The sequence below is a fragment of the Natronospirillum sp. genome (assembly GCF_022565775.1).
Lineage (GTDB): Bacteria > Pseudomonadota > Gammaproteobacteria > Pseudomonadales > Natronospirillaceae > Natronospirillum.
In genome coordinates this window covers 1-19,175 of sequence record NZ_JAIUMC010000057.1, presented here as the reverse complement: position 1 = coordinate 19,175, position 19,175 = coordinate 1, and the positions used below count along the sequence as shown (strand labels likewise).

The window sequence follows — 19,175 nt, the reverse complement described above, 5'->3', positions numbered from 1 at the left end:
GGTATTACCTGACTTATTGAATAGGTTTTGGGCCTTTACAACCGCACCCGTCCCGCCTGCATTCAGCAAAGCTTTGCTCGACTCTATCAATGCGTTTTTGTACAAAAATCACCCATATGGTGTATGCGGGGTGGCGATCTGATCCATGTTCGTCTAACGTTTAACCTGCTGCACAAAAAAGCGAAGACGACAAGAATCACTCTTTTAGAAAGCACATGGAGGTGAGATGGCGGATGGAAGACCGACACGCATTACGGAAACTTTCGGAGCACCACCCAGAACTGCTCGACAAGCTTTACCAGGCCTCTGCAGACGGCAAGCACTGGACAGCCTTTCTCGAAACCCTGGTAAGCGCCTGTTCTTCCCGCTCCGCCAGACTGCTGGTGATGGACCGCCAGGCACAAACGGTCCTGAGCAGCACCAAGGTAAATATCGACGACAGCGAACATCGGGCCTATGTGGACTATTACGTCAACCGCTGCCCCTGGCGCCCCGAGTTGATGTTGAAGCCACCGGGCCGTTTTTACAGCTCGTATCACGATTGCACCTGCCCCCAGGACAAATTCTACCGAACCGAGTTTTACAACGACTGGGCCCGGCACCTGGATATCGCCCACGGATTGAGCGGCGCCATCTACACCGACAGCCGTTACACAGTACAACTGCTGATTCAGCGCACACGCGGCCAGGGTTTCTTTGAGCCGCGGCTGGCAGAATTGGTCAACCGCACCCTCGCCCCTCACATTCGTCAGGCATTGCAACTGAGCCGCACCCGTCATCTGCAGCAGCAGCTGCATCTCAACGTCATGGCGGCGGCAGAGCGCAGTTTCATGCCCTTTTTGCTGGTCGATGAACGGGGCCACATGCTCTATCAGTCGCCCCTGGCACAGGCCCTGATCGACCGCTGGCCGGGATTGGCCATCACAAAGGGCCGATTGCACTTTTCTTATCCGGCGCACCGGGCGCGGTTCAGCATGGCACTGAAAATGGCTTCTGATGACACATCAGTGTCTCAGCAGGCGCTGGTATTGACCCCGGAAGGCAGCCAGACTCCGATCCGTCTGCTGGTCACGCCCCTGTTGCCGGGCGCTCCGGGCGATGAACTCTGGCCTGACTCCAACGTATCCGCAGTGTATCTGCAGGACCCAACAATGCATCTGGATGTGGACAGAGATCTGGTGGCCCGGCTATTCGGGCTGACCGAAGCCGAAGCCAGAGCGGCTGCCGGTGTTTCGCTCGGCGCAGACCCCAAAGATCTCGCCGAACGGCACGAGGTATCACTGCACACGGTGCGCACGCAGCTCAAGTCGGCAATGCAGAAAATGGGCGTCCACCGCCAGGCGGAACTGGCGACCCGGGTGATACTCTCGGCCGCCACCCGAGATCGCCATCTGGCAGAGACGTCTTTTTATCTGAAATGAGTGGCTCGGAGGGGCCTGCGGCCCCTTGGCAGATCGGCCAACGGGGTGGCCTCCTACGGAAAACTTGTGCCACATCCACCGTGGGGGCGCCGGTCCGACGCTTCGGCCCCGCGCGTGATGGGGCCGCAGGCCCCTTATCAAATCGGCCAGCGGGGTGGCCTCCTACGGAACTCAATTCGCTTTCAATGCCCCGCCAGCCAATAACCGAGAAGCGCCAGGCGTGAGGGTTTGGGCCCGCCTTTCGCTTCGTGCCGATCAGCGGAGTTGAGCAGCACATGCATCCCGCGCACACCCAGCCAGCGCAGGGGCTCCGGCTCCCAGCGTCTGACGCGGCGGTTCACCCAGGGCAGGCGCGTCAGGTCGGTGTCGCGTCCCAGTGTCAGGTCGCAGAGAGTGCGCCCGGCCAGGTTGGACGTCGAGACGCCCACGCCCACATAGCCACCAGCCCAGCCGATGCCGGTTTTCGGATCCAGGCCCACGGTGGCGCACCAGTCGCGGGGTACACCCAGCACGCCACACCAGGCATGATCGACTCTTGCCTTGCTCGCCGCCGGGAAATGACGATGCAGTATCTGCATCAGATTGCGAATAGTGACCGAGTCCGGCGTTCCTCGGTGATCAAGCTTGCTGCCCAGTCGGTACGGCAGGCCGCGACTGCCGACCGCTATGCGACCTTCGCGGGTGCGCTGGCAGTAGCAATAGGCATTGGCGAAATCGCCGACGATCTCCCGGCCATCCCAGCCAATCTGTGCCCAGACTTCTTCCGACAGGGGTTCGGTAACAATCTGGGCGGAATTCAATGGCAGCCAGTCGCGCTTCGATCCGTCCAGTGTGGCGGTGAACCCTTCGGTGGCGCGCAGGATGATGGGGGCCGTAACCGTACCCCGGTCGGTGACGGCTCGGCCAGCCTCCAGGCGGGTCACACGAGTGCTTTCGGCGATGCGCACGCCCAGTTGTTCAACCACCTTCGCCAGACCCTGCACCAGCTTGGCCGGCTGAATGCGCGCGACATTGCCGATTTCCATGGCGCCCAGCGCGCCGGGGATCTGCACGCGCGCTTTGGCCTCCTGCTCACTCAGCTCGCGAACTCTGTCGGCCTCACCCCACTGCCGGCGCTGCTGTAACTCTTCCTTGAGACGCACCAGCTGGCCCGGATTGGTGGCCACCAGCAGTTCCGAGGTGCGATGAATGTCTGCGTCGATGCCTTCTGCTTCGGCCAGGCGCACTATCTCATCAACGCTGCCGCTCATCGCATCTACCATGGCCCACACACCAGCGGCATCCCCCGTGGTCAGATAGCGCTCCTGATTCCAGGCAAAGGTGCCGGTCAACCAGCCGCCATTTCGACCCGAAGCGCCAAAGCCGGCAAATTCCGCCTCGACCATGACGATGTTCAATTCGGGTTTTGCTTTCTTCAGGTAGTAGGCCGTCCACAGGCCGGTGTAGCCAGCGCCGACAATGCAGACATCTGCCTCAGTGTCACCCTCCAGTGAAGGTCGCGGGCTGGGCAGTCCGCCTATATCCTGGTACCAGAAAGAAACATCACCGGTGTGCACTGGCCAATTGGGAGACTGCATGGCATCCTCGGTTTTCGTCGATTGTTCCGCCCTTCATCCAATGGCTAACAGTGGGCGTATTCTTAACTGACTGCAAAAAAAGCACCCACACTATGACTGATTCCACACGCCAGACCAAACCCGATGCTGCCGCCCGGCTGCCCTGTCGCGGCTGTACCGCCGACTGCATCAATTACCCTGTCTGTGACGGCAAGCCGTGGCGCAAGCAGCCACCGGTAAAACCTGTGCGCAATTGAGCCCCTGAGTGGCTACCTCGAAGGCCTGCGCACCAGGAACAGGGCCAAGGTAGCCAGCAGCAGCAACATTGACGTGAACCACAAGGCGCCACCGCCATAGTGCTCGATCAGCAGTCCGAACAACAAGGGTGCTGCAGCCTGTATGGCACGAGCCGGCCCAATAATCAGCCCTTGCCGCTGACCGAACCCGCGCGGCCCAAACAGGGCCATTGGCAGCGTACCGGACGCGATGGTCATCATGCCGTTACCAGCGCCATGCATCAAGGCAAACCCCGCAGCCGGCATACCGCCGAGCGTCAGCAGCGCGGCTCCCAGCGGGTGCAGCAGAGTAGCCAGGCGAGCCGCAATCAGCGGATGGAAATTGCGCAACAGAACGAATTCAGCCAGGCGTGCTCCGACCTGAGCTGGCCCCACAAGCGCAGCGGCCGCGACGGCCACCCCCAGTGAGACACCGGCTTCCTGCAACAGTCGTGGCAAGTGCGCCGCCAGCGCTGTTGAGACAAACCAGCCGGCAACAAACACATAGGCCAGCAATGCCATCACCAGTCGGGGCTTCTCTGGTGGCGGTACCGGTTGACTTTCCTGTGCCTCCAGATGCTCTATCGGGCCCGGTTTCGGCAGCAGCAGGTTCAGTGGCAGGCCCAGCAGCAGGTGTAGTCCCGCCCATACAGCGCAGGCCGTTCGCCAGTCCCAGGTGGTTTCCAGCCAGGCGCTGAGCGGCCAGCCAATGGTGCTGGCAAACCCGGCCACCAGCGTGACTCCCACGATGGAAGAGCGTGCATGGCGTCCCAGCAGTCGACCGAGGGTAGCGAAAGCCGCGTCATAAAGCCCCATCCCCATGCCCACTCCGACAACCACCCAAGCCAGAGCCAGGCTCACCGGGCCCTGTACCAAAGCTAGCAACCCGAGCCCTGTTGCCAGCACCAGGTTGGAACCGACCAGCAGGGGTCGGCCACCCCTGCGGTCAATACTGCGACCGACAAAGGGCCCGAGCACCGCAGAAATCAGCAATGCCATGGAAAAGGCGGCGAACACCCAATTGACGGGTATACCCAGCTCTCGCGCCATGGGCACGGCCAGAATGGCAGGCAGATAGTAGCTTGAGCCCCAGGCCAGTGTCTGGGCCACACCCAGCTTGACCGTGAGACTCACATTGGAGAAAGCAGGCATTCGGGCATAATACATCATCAGACAGTCGTGCCATAAACCAGCCCGAGCAGAATCAATGACAATGCTTGCAAGCGGCCGGCAGGCTGAACACCGGGTACCTGCCACCGGCTGTCTATATCAGAGCAGCCGCCGGGCAATAGGCTGCGCAATGGCAGGCAGCAGGTAGAGTGGTATCTGCCCGATGGCGAACACGGCCAGCGTTTCCAGGGACAACTGGTCGTACAAGGCAATGTAGATCAGGCCCAGATTGACCTGACCGGACACCAGGCCCACAGCCAGCGCCGTGCGGCGCTGCAGGGTCCAGAACAGCAGAGAGCTCAGAAAGTTCAAGCCGAACACCAGCACGGTGGCCGCACCCAGTGCCATCAGCACCTGCCATGGGTCACGCAGCAACAGATCGGTGATGCCGTCCATGATACCGATGATAAACAGGCCGATGAACAGCACTGCTATGCCGTCAAACAGGTCAGCATGATGGTCTATATGCGCCTGTCCCCGCCACCGCTTGAGCAGAAAGGCCCCTCCGAATGCCAGTCCGACGATAGCGGCCAGGCGAAACATGAATTCACCCAGTGCTATGTCCAGCTCGATACCCAACAGCAGAAGGGCCACAGGCGGCAAGGTGATAGGACATAGCAGCAACGTCAGCAGTGTGCCGACCACCGCCAGGTTGCCATCAATACGAAGTAACAAGGCGATCGCACCGCAGGCCGTCAGCGGCGGCGCAGCCGCTGCCAGCACCAAAGCGATCGACAGGTCTTCTGATACGGCCAAAGGTTGAATCACCAGCCACACCAGAATGGGCGATGCGACCAGCGTCCAGACACTGAGCAGCACCATCAGGCGCCAGCGTTTGAGCATTAGCCACTGGCCCGACCATTCAAGACGCGCAATGGAGATCATCAGCGGTATGACAAAGGCAGGATACAGCCAGTTCTGGAGCGCCCCCGCAACGGGCGGGAATACCAGGCCGATCACGATGCAGGCAGGAAACACCAAGGCTGCGCGGTGGCCAAGCCCGGCCAGAAGACCATTGATATATTTATACAACGTGATACCAATATTACGTCAATGAGTTGTCATATTATCAAAGAATCTGTACCTCAGAAAGTGACGCTCGGCCCGACGGCAAACCCCCATTGGCGAATGAGGACTTTCAGGCATAATACCGGTTCGAATGCAGGTGATCCGAGTCAGGGCGATTAACAGCGAATGCAGCAGATGACATCGCAAAAAAACCGGCACAATGCGGCCAGCCTGTCGATCAGCCTCGAACCTGAAGCGTCTCGACCGGCACACCGTCAGATTCGCGATCAGTTGGTGGCACTGATTGAATCCGGGCGGCTGGGCGCCGGTGCCCGACTGCCGTCGTCGCGCCATCTGGCGCAGGAGCTGGGCGTGTCCCGCATGACCACTCAAACAGCCCTCGACAACCTGCTGGCCGAAGGCTATGTCGTATCAGAACCGCGCCGGGGGATTTTTGTGGCAGATCACCTGCCACTGGCCACCCCGCCCAGCGACGCCCATCAAAAGTCACCGGTGACGCAGGAATCAGCGACAACAGAGTGGCTCCATTTTGCGTCGGGCGCCTCGGTGGCCGACTTCCCCAACCAGGCCTGGCGACGATGTCTGCGTGAAAGCTGGCTCAACCCTTCCCCGGCGCTGATGGAAGGCACACTGCCAAGCGGCTATCGGCCCCTGCGTTCTGCCATTGCGGACATGCTGTATGCCCTGCGCGGCCTGCGCTGCGGCCCCGAGCAGATTCTGATTACCGCAGGCAATCGGGATGCGCTGACGCTGGTCATGAGCACTCTGCGCCGGCTGCACCCGGCGCGCTCGGGCGTGTGGCTGGAAAATCCCTGCTTTCCGCCTATTCTCAATGGTTTGCGGGACATGGGTCTGCGCCCGGAACCCCTGCCTGTCGATAACGAAGGCGCGAAGCTGCCGGAGAAAGAGACTGAGCCCGGCGCTCTGGCTGCTCTGGTGACTCCCGCTCGCCAGTACCCTTTGGGTCGGGTGATGAGTACCCGCCGGCGCCAGCAATGGCTGGATCTTGTGCAGACCCGGGCTGGCAGCGGCCAGCCGCTTTGGCTGATCGAGGACGATTACGACAGCGAGTTTGTTTACGAAGGGCGGCCACAGGCTCCTCTCAGCGCAGCCGACGACACCGGACATTGCATTCTGTTGGGCAGTTTCTCCAAAAGCCTGTTCAAGAGTCTGCGCCTCGGCTACATCGTAGCGCCGCCTGCCCTGCATGGCCCCCTGCTGGATACTCAGAGAACGCTGGGCCAGGCGGCAGCACTGCCTTTGCAACCGGCATTGCATCACTTTATCAGCAGCGGCGAATTTGCCGGCCATCTGCGCCGCATGCGACGCCTCTACCTGGAACGGCGTAATCACCTTCTGGACGGTCTCAGGCAGGCAGGGCTGCCCCTGACGCCGTGGCCCTGCCATAGTGGTATGCATCTGATCGCCGAAATCGATGCCGACCAGAGCGGACTTGCGGACCAGCAATGGGCGCAACGGGCGCAGCGCCGCAAGCTCCGACTGGACACGATCAGCCGTCACTACTGGCAGGGCAAGCCCACGCATCAGGGGTTTCTGCTCGGGTTCAGCGCCCACGATACCGATCAGCAGGCTGCAGCCCTCGAACTGCTATCACAACTGGCCTGATCTTTTTTTCCTGCTCTGGCCATGTATCTCATGGCCAGCTCTGCCTACTCTCAGTGCACATGAACGGGCCGCACAGACCGGCCGCAATTGCACCACCACTGGGAAAGCACAGGAAAACCCATGCCACAAATCACCCCGACTAATCAGACCCGCGTCGTACGCGGAGCCAAGCGCGCCAATTATGACAGGGACACCCTGCACGCCATCATTGATGCGGCGCTGATCTGCCATGTCGCGCAGATACTGCCGGGCAACCGGCCTCTGGTCACACCGACTGCCCACTGGCGCGAAGGCAACTGGCTCTACTGGCACGGCCTGTCGTCAGCAAGGAATGTTGCCGCCACTCAGGCGCAGCCCGTGTCGATCAACATCTGCCTGCTCGATGGCCTGGTGATGGCACGCTCGGCCTTTCACCATTCCATCAATTACCGCTCGGCCACGCTGTTCGGCACACCGGAGCCGGTAACAGATCCGGCCGAAAAAACCCGGCAACTGGAGATTTTTCTCGACAAGGTGAGCCCAGAGCGCTGGCCGCAACTGAGGCCCATCAACGACAGTGAACTGAAAGCGACCGGTCTGGTTCGGATGGCCATCGACGAGGCGTCAGCCAAGATGCGTAACGGGCCGCCCGTCGATGACGAGGCAGACCATGACTGGCCAGTCTGGGCCGGTGTCATTCCAGTGCAGTCTCAGTGGGGCAGTCCCGAGCCCGATCAATATTGCACGGACAAGGGGCTGGACCACCCGCGCCTACCAGGTTCTGCCTGACGCCAGCGTTGAGCCGCCGATATCCATTGTCGGGCTATCGGCGGCTCAAATCGGGCAAACTCTGACTCAGCTCTGTACAAGTTGTGCCACGCCCACATACAGCAGACGCAGGGCCAGAACCGTCAGCACGATCTGCAGCAGGCGCTGCGCCAGTGCTGCCGGCGCACGGTCGACAAACAGCCGCCCGGTCAGTGTGCCCAGAAAGCCGGTGGCAATCATCAGGGCTATCAGCAGCCACCACTCGACAAAGGCGAAACCGAGCAGCCCAAAAATCACTGCCCGAACACTTTGTTGTACTGTATTGATGGCGGCAAGGGTCGCCATGATACCGCGTCGGTCGGTAAACAGATCCTTGAGCACAACATACACGAAGGGTGCTGTGCCGCTGACGAACATCCCCAAAAAGCTGGTGCCGGCTCCCAGCAGAGCCATGGAGCGGCGCCCCGAAGACAGTTTGAAGATGGGCAGCCAGGCGCTGTAGAGAATAAAGGCTCCCAGGGCCACCTGGATGAAAGCCGGCGCCACATTGACCGCCAGATGGCCGCCGGCCAAGGCACCCACAAGGCCACCCAGACTGAACCAGAGCAAAATGCGCCAGTCCGCGAAACCCAGCAGCGTCAGCAAGCGGCCGAAATTGGAACCAAACTGCACGACCGTATGCACCGGCACAATGGCCAGCGGCGGCACCACATTGGCCATGACCGCCAGCAGGGCCACGCCGCCCCCAAGACCCAGGGCCGCTGTCAGCGCAGAGGTGAAATAGCTACAGACCACCAGCAGCCAGACCGCCCAGGGGGCGAGGCTCTCAGGCAACCACTGCAGTATCCAGTCCCACATGGTTTCCGCCGTTGCTCCGGTTCGATGCAGTTTAAACAAAGCCCTACTATAGCGGGTCACGTTGGGCTGGCACAGTGCACTGTCGGGGTGTTCGCGGACCCTCTACAGCACCGCCGCGGTGAGGCGTTGCCAGAGCTGGTTGACGGCGCTCTTGTTGATCAGGGTGCAGCGATACAGGCGAATCTCCAGCGGGGCATGCCAGCGCTCGCTGCCGCAGATCACCAGGTCACCCTGCGCCAGCTCCCGTTCGATGCAAAGTTTCGGCACCCAGGCCACGCCGGTGCCTTTCAAGGCCATGCCTTTCAGCCCTTCCGCCATGGCGGTTTCATAGCGGGTGTGCAGCTTGAGCGTCAGCGGGTCGTCTTTCAGGATCAGGCGCAGCGTGCGCCCCAGGAAAGCACCGGGCGCATAAGCCAGCAACGGGATACGGCTATGGGCCGGATCATCCAGCGAGTATTCGGGTGTACCCGCGGCGTCCATAGGCCGACAGACCGGCACAAAGGTGGTCTGCGACAAGGGCAACGACGGAAACACTTCGGCATCGAGCTGCAACGTGGAGAACGAATCGTAGTACACCTGCAACAGGTCGCAGCGACCTTCGCGCAGCGCATGTACGCCGGCCTCGACGTTCATCGCGACCAGGCGCAATGACCAGTCGTGAAACAGGTCGTCATGCTCCTGCATCCAGTCGGGGAAGAAGGTGAACGCCAGCGAATGAGCTGCCGCCACGCGCAGTGTCTGTTGCCGGTTGGGGGCCAGCCCCCGAAGCTGGCGCACACTTTCGTGGAGCTGGGTCATGACATTGCGCGCCGTGATATGGAATAGCTGCCCCTCGGCAGTCAGTTGCACCGGCGTCGCGCTGCGGTTGAACAAGGATACATCCAGCGCCTGCTCAAGTGCCTTGATGCGGCGGCTGAACGCGGGCTGGGTGATATGACGGCGCTCTGCGGCACGTGAAAAATTCTGTTCTTCCGCCAGCGCCAGAAAATCTTCCAGCCAGCGTGTCTCGAAATCCATAACCCGCCCCTACTATGCATATTTTGCATACTATAGCCTGAAACGGCATTGGCCAGTCAAGCCGCAGGGCAGGCACAATACCGCTCTCCTGCCAATACACAGCTGTAAACGAGACCATGACCAACCTGCTGACGCCCGAACCTGAAACACGTTGTGAAAAAGACCTGCTGGGTGAGCTCGCGGTGCCTGCGCAAGCCTACTACGGCATCCAGACTCAGCGCGCGGTCAACAACTTCGCATTGACCGGCGTGCCACTCTCGCATTTCCCCAAGTTCATAGTCGGTCTGGCCATGGTCAAACAGGCCGCTGCCCAGGCCAATGCAGACCTCGGGCTGCTCGAAGCAAAACGCAATGAAGCCATTCAGTATGCGTGCGAGCAGATTATCGAGGGTCGGTTCCACGACCAGTTTGTAGTTGACATGATCCAGGGCGGGGCCGGCACCTCGACCAACATGAACGCCAACGAAGTCATCGCCAACATAGGCCTTGAATATCTGGGCCATGCAAAGGGTGCATACCAATATCTGCATCCGAACAATGACGTCAACTGCTCACAATCCACCAACGACGCCTACCCCACCGCCATCCGAGTCGGCCTGCAACTGTCGCATGCCGAACTGGTAGACAGCCTGGCCGCACTGCAGGCCAGCTTTGCGGCCAAGCGTGACGAGTTCTCCGATGTCATCAAGATGGGCCGCACCCAGTTGCAGGATGCGGTACCCATGACTCTGGGGCAGGAATTCGGTGCCTATGCCACCACGCTGGGTGAAGACATAGATCGCATCGCAGCCCAGATTGACCTGCTGCGCGAGGTCAATCTGGGGGGCACTGCTATCGGTACCGGATTGAATGCACCCGTGGGTTATGCCGATCTGGCCGTGCGTCGGCTTTCGGAGATCTGCGGCCACCCCATGCGCCTGGCTGGCGACCTCATCGAGGCCACCTCGGACATGGGGGCTTTCGTGCTGTTCTCGGGCATGACCAAGCGCCTTGCGGTCAAGCTGTCCAAGATCTGCAACGACCTGCGTCTGCTGTCCAGCGGGCCTCGAGCCGGCCTGAACGAAATCAATCTGCCACCGCAGCAGCCCGGGTCCTCCATCATGCCGGGCAAGGTCAACCCGGTGATTCCGGAGGCCGTCAACCAGACAGCCTATCAGGTGATAGGCAATGATCTGGCCATCACCATGGCCGCTGAAAACGGGCAACTGGAGCTGAACGTCATGGAGCCGCTGATAGCCTACAAGATCTTCGAATCCATGCGCCTGCTGCGTCGCTCAATGGACATGCTGCGTCTGCGCTGTATCGACGGCATCACCGCCAATCGGGAGCAGTGCCGCGCCTGGGTCGATCAGTCCATCGGGCTGATCACAGCGCTCAATCCCTATATCGGCTATGACAACTCGACCCGGATCGCGCGCAAGGCCCTGGAAACCGGTGCCAGCGTGCTGAACCTGGTGCAGGAAGAAGGCCTGCTGGACGCCGATCAACTGGCGGATATTCTGCGCCCGGAGCGCATGGTCGGGCCCACGCGCTGAAATACCGTCATGGCGGGCAATTAGTTTCCCCTTGGCGTCAGTATGGTCTAATCTGAACTTTGACGAACGCTGTAATAACGGGTCTGCGCAGACCCCCGTCGGGGAAAGATGGATCGGGACACAGACACCTCCAGCCATAGCGCCAACAGCACGGATCGTGAAGCGGCCTATCGCGAATTGATCATCCGCACTTCAATGGCCTTCATCAATCTGCCTCTGGATCAGATGGATGATGCCATTGCCGGTGCATTGGGCGAAATCGGACAGTTCTTCCACGCCGACCGGGTGTATGTGTTCGCCTATGACTTTTCCCGGCATCTGACCCGCAACACTCATGAATGGTGCGCGGAAGGCATCGAGCCCCAGATAGACAATCTGTAGAATCTTGATACTCGCGACGTCGAAGACTTCGTTGAGCCACACCTTCGCGGTGCCCCCCTGCTGATTCCGGACGTGACAGCGCTGCCCGACATCCCGCTCAAGAGCATTTTGGCACCACAGGGTATCAAGAGCATGCTCTCCGTCCCGCTGATGGATGTCGACCGATGCATTGGGTTTGTCGGCATTGATGCGGTGCACCGTCAGGTACAGTTTGGCGAGGCAGAGCAGGAGATGCTCAAGCTGTTTGCCGTGTTGCTGGTCAATATCAAGCGCCGACGACAGGCGGCAGACGAGCTCGACCAGATTGCCGCTGAACGCCGCTCTGCCTACCGGGCGCTGCAACAGAGCGAGCAGCGCTATCGGGCGCTTTTCAACAATTCCCGCGATGCGCTGATTATTATCGCCCCGCCAGACTGGGAATTTGTTACCTGCAACAGGGCAGCGGTGGAGCTGTTCGGTTTTCCTGATGTGCTGACCATGATGCAATACAGCCTGGTTGACCTCTGTCCGGAATACCAGACGGATGGGCGGCGCTCCGATGAGTCGGCTAGACATTGGCTGGAGCAGACCATGGCCGAGGGCACCCATTTTTTTGAGTGGCTTCACCTGGATCGACAAGGGCGCGAATTCACCTGCGCCGTCTCATTGAACCGCTCAGACTGGTCTGGACAAACCGTCATTCAGGGCACGGTGCGCGACATCACCGAGCAGAAGAAAGCCGAGCAGGCTCTGAAGCGGCAGTCTGAAGAGATGGCACGGATCAATCGGGAGCTGCAGAGACTGGCCCACTACGATACGGTGACGCGCCTGCCCAACCGCAACCTGCTCGCTGATCGCCTGCAACTGAGCATGCATCAGGCTGATCGGCGCAAGCTGGGCATCGCCATTGCCTATCTGGATCTGGATGGTTTCAAGAGCATCAACGACCAGTACGGCCATGATATAGGCGATCAGATGCTGGCCGAGCTCGCTTACGAGATGCACAGCACACTGCGCGAAGGCGACACCATTGCGCGCCTTGGGGGCGATGAGTTCGTCGCCGTGCTGGTCGATCTGCCTGGCCTGGAAGCGGTGCACTCACTGATGACTCGCCTGCTGGATGCAGCCGCCAGTGTGGTAGAGGTCCAGGGGATGCAGTTGCAGGTCTCGGCCAGCGCCGGGGTCACCTTTTATCCGCAAAGCGAACCCATTGATGCCGACCAGTTGCTGCGGCAGGCTGATCAGGCCATGTATCAGGCCAAGCTGGCAGGTCGCTCTCAATTCAGCCTGTTTGATACGGTGCGGGACAAGGCGCTCAAGGGCCAACAGGCGCGCATAGAGGATGTGCGCGAAGCGTTGCAGAAAGACCAGTTTCGCCTGCAGTACCAGCCCAAGGTCAATATGCGGACCGGAGAAGTGATCGGCGTGGAGGCACTGATTCGCTGGCAGCACCCCAAAGACGGGTGGCTCCTGCCGGGCGAGTTTCTGCCCCTGCTGCAGGATCACCCCCTGTCCATAGAGCTGGATGACTGGGTGCTCGCCCAGGCCATCACCCAGATGCAGGCATGGCACAAGCAGGGGCTGCCCCTGACAGTCAGTATCAACCTGTGTGCCATGCAGATTCAGCAACCGGATTTCATGACCAAGCTGCGCGCCCAGATGAAGCGGTGCAAGGCGGGTCGCGTTGAACTCGAAATAGTGGAAAGCAGTGCGCTCGATGACATCAACCAGGTGTCCGAGATCATTGATGCCTGCTCGGAGCTGGGGGTCAGGGTCGCCTTGGATGACTTTGGCACTGGATATTCGTCACTGACCTATCTCCGACGCCTGCCAGCGCAGATTCTCAAGATCGACCACAGTTTCGTGCGCGACATGCTGGACGACCGGGGTGACTTGGCGATCCTGGAAGGCATACTGGTCCTGGCCAGCGCGTTCGATCGCGAGGTGGTGGCAGAGGGCGTTGAAACGGAAGCCCACGGTGTCCGCCTGCTGGAGCTCGGGTGTGAACTGGCTCAGGGGTTTGGTATCGCCAGGCCGATGGCTGCAGAGAATCTGGCGGCCTGGATAAAATCCTGGCAACCCCCGCAGAGCTGGCTGAATCAGGAGCGATAGGCTGAAGCCGCCGCCGGCTGCCAACCTGCCAGTGTCGATGGCTCGGGTCGAAGCACCTCAACCCGCAATGGGTAGCAGGTCGCGGCATCACTGGAATGCTCCTGCCCGCAGTCACCGCCCGGACAGGCTGACAACACCCCCAGCAAATCGGTTTCAGCGATAAACTCCAGATAATCCTCCGGTCTGACCGGACTGGCCTTCATGAAATACTGGTGAGTATCGAGCGTGAACCCCGTGCACATGAACACATTCAGCACATCGTGCACCAGTGGCTCTGCCTGCTCTGTCGACAGGCCGGTATGCTCGCACAGAGCGCGCAACAGGTTGGAGTGGCAGCAGTAGTGGTAGTCGTCACCACTGAGTAGCCGATGGGTAAACGGGTCGCAGCGGGTGCCTATGACATCATGCACACTGCCGCCGTCGGCATCAAAGCCATACCAGTCCAGCGTATCCCAGGTAATCGTGGCCAGCGGACGCAGCCAGGGAAATCGGCTCCACAACCGGTCGCTGGTCGACAGATGAGTACCGTGCAGCGCCCGCGTCTTGCCGGAGTAAAAGTGCTCGGCCAGGTGTGCGCGGTTGAACAGATTCAGATCGCCTACCTGCGGCCCTTCGGTACTGACAATGCGGAAGAAGTGCCCGGCCGGCACCTCGAAAGCAGCTGCCGAGCGTGGCCCCACCATGATGGTGTCAACCGTCTGCAGCGTCTCGCGAGCCGCCTCGTAAAGTGCCATGGGCGGTGCCGGCAGAGTATCTGCGGGATAGGCAACAACCGGGCTGGCACTGCGCCGCTCGGCCGCATCGTCCGGCGCAGGACTGCGTGGCGGGTACTTCATGATGATCGCAGGCAGCGGGTAGGCATGAACATGGGGTCTCCAAAGCAATGGCTTGCGCTTGTTTCTCTGGGACTCTACTGAACAAGCCGGCTTATTGATAGGTCCGCACTTGGCGGTATACCGTATCAACAAGAGTCCATTATAGTAGGACATACTGATGCAACGCGGGGCCAGTGCCCAGGTGAACGTCACGAAAACAACCCATTTTCTCGGTATTGCGCTGCTCGCTCTGGTGGCAGACCTGCTGATCCTGTCGCTGCTGCTGACCTGGCTGCCCGACTGGCTGCTGTTCCCGGTCATTGTGCTGATCGGCAGTGCCCTGTCCTGGACTCTCTGGCAACGCCGTCTGATTCGCCGTCGGCTGCTGCTCTATGCCTATCTGCAGGATAGCAGCACGCTGAGCCGGTGGCTGCGAGGCACCTGGACGCTGGCGGTCACGCAGACAGCACTGGCCATAGTGCTGACCGTTGCATTATTGGTGATGCTGCCCAGGCCCGGGCAATGGGCCTTCTGGCTGGCGCTGGTGGCCGCGATTCCACTGTGGCTTGTCGTGGGCCAGGCGGGCAGCAGACTGCTGCATCGCCACACCCAACCCCTCTACCGGCGCCAGCTCACCCTGGACCTGCAACGCTGGGTGGTCGGCCTGAGTCTGCTCGGGCTGCTATTGATTGTCGGGCTGTTCCAGCCCACCGATGATCTGCGCGACCTGACTCTTATAGAAGCGCTGAACCGTCCTTCCGAGATCGAGGCCCGCAGCGGCATGCTGGCCCTGGCGCTGGAACTGCGCACCTTCCTCGACACTCTCGTGCACTGGTCACTGCAGTCACTGGCCATGCAGGCAGAAATAACCGTCGCGGCACCCCTGGCCTGGTTGCTGCTGTTGCTGCGCCAGTGGCTGGTCGTGTGGCCCATTATCTGGCTGATGCAGGCAGTGGATGTCATACTATATCGACTGAATGTTTCCACGGAACCGGAAGCCAGAGCGCCGGAGCAGGTGCAGCACGATGACCGAGCCTGACAATACTCAACGCTACCCGGCCCCCTATATCCTGAGGGTGCTGGCGGTTGGTTTTGCACTTCTGGTATTGATTGGCGGCCTGCTGTGGCAGGCTGATACCCTGTCGCGCTGGCTGGGTCATAACAGAGTTGTTGTCACTGTTGATGACAGCCAGTATGAAGTCACCCAGCGCCAATGGCGCCAGGCTGTCGAGCTTGCCCGCCGGGCCAGCCCTGACGGCGAGCAAATCTACACCCTGCCGGAACTGAACAATCTCGAATACCGCATCGACCAGTGGATCAGCGAAGTCATGACGCTGCCGCGCAGCCGGGTGGAAGACACCGCAGACTGGTACTTCTCGCTTGGCGCGCAAACCGGGCGGCAGTTCTGGTCGGTAGGAGAATGGATGGGCTTCGATGTGGCCGATCGCCCCGAGGAGGCCCTGAAAGCCCGCCTGTTTCCGGAACCGCAATGGACCGAATTCAACGAGGAACACAGCAGTGATCTGCTGGGCCAACTCAATGGGCTCAGCCAGGGTCAGGTCAATCGACGTCTCGACACCTTCCTGCAGGCGTTGGCGCCCTACGAGGTAGAGCGACCGGTGGCCGGACAAAGCATCCGCCTGGATCTGGATACGGAAGCAGCGCAGGTGCTGGAGCACCTGCTGGATACTGACTTCCATCGCGGGCAGGCTGCTGTTTCTGTTGCCAGCGGCACACTGACCACGCTGGCGGCCCGCCGGGTGGCCCTGTATGCCGGCGCGCGCGCCAGCAGCCGGGGGGCGACCGTGGTGGTCTCGCCTCTGGCCACCGCCTGTGGTCCCGGAGCGGCTGTCTGCCTGGGTGGCATCTGGACGGCGTCGTTCGTGGCCACCGAATGGGCTCTGCTGCGCCTGGATGAGCACAACAACCGCGACACCTTCGAAGCCGTGCTGCACGAAGAACTGGACCGTCTGGAACAGACCTTCAGCCAGACGCTGAAAGACGATATCGCGGTGCTGTTGCAGACCGAATTCAATGCTCAGCATGAGCGATTCAATGAACAGGTTCGACCCGTGGATGCCATGTTCGACCGCCGCTGATACCTCCTGCTACGCGCCCTCATATCAGTTCAGACTTCTAATAAAAAATAACTATCGATAGCCTAGTTACATTATATTTAATTACATGATGCTTTTTCTCTATCATGCGCCTCGTATCACGACTTAACCCTTCAATCCAAAGCAAACCTTCAAGGAGCTGACTGATATGTCCTTCATCAATACCGAAATCAAGCCGTTCAACGCCACTGCGTTCCACAACGGTGAATTCATTCAGGTCTCTGACGCAGACCTGAAAGGCAAGTGGGCCATCGTCTTCTTCTATCCGGCCGACTTCACCTTCGTCTGCCCCACCGAGCTGGGCGACCTGGCCGATCACTACGAAGAGCTGCAGAAGCGCGGTGTGGAAGTCTACTCCGTGTCCACCGACACCCACTTCACGCACAAGGCGTGGCACGACAGCTCGGACACCATCGGCAAGATCCGCTACCCGATGATCGGCGACCCGACCGGCACCATCACCAACAACTTCGGTGTCATGCGTGAAGGTCAGGGTCTGGCCGACCGCGCCACCTTCCTGATCGACCCGGAAGGCGTCATCCAGGCGATGGAAATCACCGCTGAAGGCATCGGCCGTGACGCCTCCGAACTGGTACGCAAGGTCAAGGCCGCCCAGTACGTGCGCGCCAACCCGGGTGAAGTCTGCCCGGCCAAGTGGGAAGAAGGCGAAGACACGCTGGCACCCTCACTGGACCTGGTCGGCAAGATCTGAAGCCTGAAAGACATAGTGCTATCGGGGCTGCCCATGCGGCAGCCCCACTTCGAATTTTTCACAGTACGCTCAGTATCCCAAAAGGATTCATCATGCTTGATGCAAACATCAAACAACAGTTGGACAGCTACCTGGCCCACATTGCTCAACCGATCGAGCTGAGCGTGTCTGCGGGCCAGAGTGACAAGGGTCGGGAGCTTTACAGCCTGGCCGAAGAAATTGCGGACATGTCGGACAAGATCAGCCTGCGGCAGGTTGACGGCGACCGCGCACCCAACATGAGTGTCGCCCCGCTGGGCGAGCAACCGCGCGTAAACTTTGCCGGCATCCCGATGGGCCACGAGTTCACCTCACTGGTGCTTGCCCTGTTGCAGGCCGGCGGCCATCCGTCCAAGGCCGACCCGGCGCTGCTGGAGCAGATTCGCGAACTGGACGGCGACTACGAGTTCGAAACCTTCATCTCGCTGTCGTGCCAGAACTGTCCGGACGTGGTGCAGGCACTGAACCTGATGGCCACCCTGAACCCGCGCATCCGACACACCATGATCGACGGCGGCCTGTTTCAGGACGAAGTCGAACAGCGCGAAGTCATGGGCGTACCGGCCGTCTTTCTGAACGGCAAGCCGTTCAGCCAGGGCCGCATGAGCCTGGCCGAGATCGTCAACAAGCTGGACACTGGCGCCGCCGAACGGCAGGCCGCCAAACTGCAGGATAAAGCCCCCTATGACGTGCTGATCGTCGGCGGTGGACCGGCAGGCGCTGCCGCAGCCATCTATGCCGCGCGCAAGGGCATCCGCACCGGCCTGGTCTCCGAGAACTTCGGCGGCCAGGTGGCCGACACGGTCGGCATCGAGAACATGATCTCCATGCCCTACACCGAAGGCCCCAAGCTGGTGGCCCAGATGGAACAACACGTCAAGGAGTATGACGTCGACATCATCACCGATCAGCGCGCCTCCGGCATTCGTGAAGGCGAGTATCTGGAACTGGATCTGGCCAGCGACGCCACCCTGCGCAGCCGCTCGGTCATCCTGGCCACCGGCGCCCGCTGGCGCGAGCTGTCAGTGCCCGGCGAGCAGGAATACCGCAATAAAGGCGTGGCCTACTGCCCGCACTGTGACGGCCCCTTCTACAAGGGCAAGCGCGTCGCCGTGATCGGCGGCGGCAACTCCGGCATCGAAGCCGCCATCGACCTGGCTGGTATAGTCGAGCACGTCACCGTGCTGGAATTTGCCGACACGCTGAAGGCCGACGACGTGCTGCAGCGCAAGGCCAACTCATTGCCCAATGTGGAGATCATCCGCAATGCGCAAACCACCGAGGTCACCGGCGATGGCAAGAAGGTTACCGGCCTGAACTACACCGACCGCGCCACGGGCGAGTCCCGCTCGGTCGAGGTTGCCGGCATATTCGTGCAGATCGGCCTGATTCCGAACTCGGAATGGCTGCGTGAAAGCAATATCGACCTGAGCCGCTTTGGCGAGATCGAAATCGACGCGCGCGGCGCCACCTCCATGCCGGGTGTCTTCGCCGCCGGCGACGTGACCACCGAGCCGTACAAGCAGATCGTCATCGCCATGGGCGCCGGCTCCACCGCCGCCCTCAGCGCCTTCGACCACCTGATCCGCACCCCGGATCCGGCGCAGGCCGGCAGCGAAGGCGATGCCCAGCCCGCCGACAGCGAACTCGAAACCGCCTGAAGGCATCGGCCAGCGGGGTGGCCTCCTACGGAGCAGATGAGCCACCCTGTGGGAGCGCACCCCGTTGCGCGATGGGCCGCAGGCCCCTTCCCAAATCGGCCAGCGGGGTGGCCTCCTACGGAGCA

General features: G+C 60.8%; 17 protein-coding genes. 11 read left to right on the top strand and 6 right to left on the bottom strand.

The features are described 5' to 3' along the window. The first annotated feature begins 233 nt into the window (after positions 1-233). The gene (locus LAT62_RS11125; protein WP_293383490.1) at positions 234-1,421 is read left to right on the top strand and encodes a helix-turn-helix transcriptional regulator; all 1,188 of its coding nucleotides are present in this window, start codon (positions 234-236) and stop codon (positions 1,419-1,421) included. A gap of 182 nt (positions 1,422-1,603) precedes the next feature. Here the strand turns inward: LAT62_RS11125 and LAT62_RS11120 are convergent, their stop codons facing one another. Then, complete coding sequence (locus LAT62_RS11120) at positions 1,604-2,998, bottom strand: FAD-binding oxidoreductase (RefSeq protein WP_293383487.1); 1,395 nt, start codon at positions 2,996-2,998, stop codon at positions 1,604-1,606. 92 nt (positions 2,999-3,090) lie between these two features. Between LAT62_RS11120 and LAT62_RS11115 the strand changes: the two genes are divergently transcribed. Continuing rightward, positions 3,091-3,234 (top strand): hypothetical protein, encoded by a 144-nt coding sequence (locus LAT62_RS11115; RefSeq protein WP_293383484.1) that lies wholly within the window; start codon positions 3,091-3,093, stop codon positions 3,232-3,234. Between the two features lie 12 nt (positions 3,235-3,246). Here the strand turns inward: LAT62_RS11115 and LAT62_RS11110 are convergent, their stop codons facing one another. Together LAT62_RS11110 and LAT62_RS11105 are read right to left on the bottom strand one after the other, a co-directional pair. Further along, complete coding sequence (locus LAT62_RS11110) at positions 3,247-4,422, bottom strand: MFS transporter (RefSeq protein ID WP_293383481.1); 1,176 nt, start codon at positions 4,420-4,422, stop codon at positions 3,247-3,249. 99 nt (positions 4,423-4,521) lie between these two features. Further along, on the bottom strand, positions 4,522-5,454 hold the full coding sequence (locus LAT62_RS11105) for a hypothetical protein (protein ID WP_293383478.1): 933 nt from the start codon (positions 5,452-5,454) through the stop codon (positions 4,522-4,524). A 171-nt stretch (positions 5,455-5,625) separates the two neighbouring features. On the opposite strand from LAT62_RS11105, the gene LAT62_RS11100 reads away from it, so the two are divergent. Together LAT62_RS11100 and LAT62_RS11095 are read left to right on the top strand one after the other, a co-directional pair. Then, positions 5,626-7,077 (top strand): PLP-dependent aminotransferase family protein, encoded by a 1,452-nt coding sequence (locus LAT62_RS11100; RefSeq protein ID WP_293383475.1) that lies wholly within the window; start codon positions 5,626-5,628, stop codon positions 7,075-7,077. A 120-nt stretch (positions 7,078-7,197) separates the two neighbouring features. Then, the gene (locus tag LAT62_RS11095) at positions 7,198-7,845 is read left to right on the top strand and encodes a pyridoxamine 5'-phosphate oxidase family protein (protein ID WP_293383472.1); all 648 of its coding nucleotides are present in this window, start codon (positions 7,198-7,200) and stop codon (positions 7,843-7,845) included. Between the two features lie 66 nt (positions 7,846-7,911). On the opposite strand, the gene LAT62_RS11090 is transcribed toward LAT62_RS11095, so the two are convergent. Both LAT62_RS11090 and LAT62_RS11085 read right to left on the bottom strand, forming a co-directional pair. Beyond that, entirely contained in the window at positions 7,912-8,682 is a 771-nt protein-coding gene (locus tag LAT62_RS11090) for a TSUP family transporter (protein ID WP_293383469.1), read from the bottom strand. Between the two features lie 102 nt (positions 8,683-8,784). After that, a complete protein-coding gene (locus LAT62_RS11085; protein WP_293383466.1) occupies positions 8,785-9,699 on the bottom strand; it encodes a LysR family transcriptional regulator in 915 nt (304 codons plus the stop codon). Positions 9,700-9,815: 116 nt separating this feature from the next. On the opposite strand from LAT62_RS11085, the gene LAT62_RS11080 reads away from it, so the two are divergent. The 3 genes from LAT62_RS11080 to LAT62_RS11070 all read left to right on the top strand — a co-directional run bounded on the left by LAT62_RS11080 (position 9,816) and on the right by LAT62_RS11070 (position 13,706). Beyond that, the gene (locus LAT62_RS11080) at positions 9,816-11,234 is read left to right on the top strand and encodes an aspartate ammonia-lyase (protein WP_293383463.1); all 1,419 of its coding nucleotides are present in this window, start codon (positions 9,816-9,818) and stop codon (positions 11,232-11,234) included. Between the two features lie 108 nt (positions 11,235-11,342). After that, positions 11,343-11,615 (top strand): hypothetical protein, encoded by a 273-nt coding sequence (locus tag LAT62_RS11075; RefSeq protein ID WP_293383460.1) that lies wholly within the window; start codon positions 11,343-11,345, stop codon positions 11,613-11,615. A gap of 57 nt (positions 11,616-11,672) precedes the next feature. Next, positions 11,673-13,706 (top strand): EAL domain-containing protein, encoded by a 2,034-nt coding sequence (locus LAT62_RS11070; RefSeq protein ID WP_293383493.1) that lies wholly within the window; start codon positions 11,673-11,675, stop codon positions 13,704-13,706. Here LAT62_RS11070 and LAT62_RS11065 read toward each other — a convergent pair. Next, positions 13,694-14,542 (bottom strand): DUF1989 domain-containing protein, encoded by an 849-nt coding sequence (locus LAT62_RS11065; RefSeq protein ID WP_293383457.1) that lies wholly within the window; start codon positions 14,540-14,542, stop codon positions 13,694-13,696. The genes LAT62_RS11070 and LAT62_RS11065 overlap by 13 nt on opposite strands. Before the next feature lie 157 nt (positions 14,543-14,699). On the opposite strand from LAT62_RS11065, the gene LAT62_RS11060 reads away from it, so the two are divergent. The 4 genes from LAT62_RS11060 to ahpF all read left to right on the top strand — a co-directional run bounded on the left by LAT62_RS11060 (position 14,700) and on the right by ahpF (position 19,050). Further along, the gene (locus tag LAT62_RS11060; protein WP_293383454.1) at positions 14,700-15,560 is read left to right on the top strand and encodes a hypothetical protein; all 861 of its coding nucleotides are present in this window, start codon (positions 14,700-14,702) and stop codon (positions 15,558-15,560) included. After that, positions 15,547-16,620: a hypothetical protein gene (locus LAT62_RS11055; RefSeq protein ID WP_293383450.1), complete on the top strand. Its 1,074-nt coding sequence runs from the start codon at positions 15,547-15,549 to the stop codon at positions 16,618-16,620. Before LAT62_RS11060 ends, LAT62_RS11055 begins: the two co-directional genes overlap by 14 nt. Before the next feature lie 166 nt (positions 16,621-16,786). Then, a complete protein-coding gene (ahpC, locus tag LAT62_RS11050) occupies positions 16,787-17,350 on the top strand; it encodes an alkyl hydroperoxide reductase subunit C (RefSeq protein ID WP_293383447.1) in 564 nt (187 codons plus the stop codon). A 92-nt stretch (positions 17,351-17,442) separates the two neighbouring features. Beyond that, the gene (ahpF, locus tag LAT62_RS11045; protein ID WP_293383444.1) at positions 17,443-19,050 is read left to right on the top strand and encodes an alkyl hydroperoxide reductase subunit F; all 1,608 of its coding nucleotides are present in this window, start codon (positions 17,443-17,445) and stop codon (positions 19,048-19,050) included. Positions 19,051-19,175 lie beyond the last annotated feature (125 nt).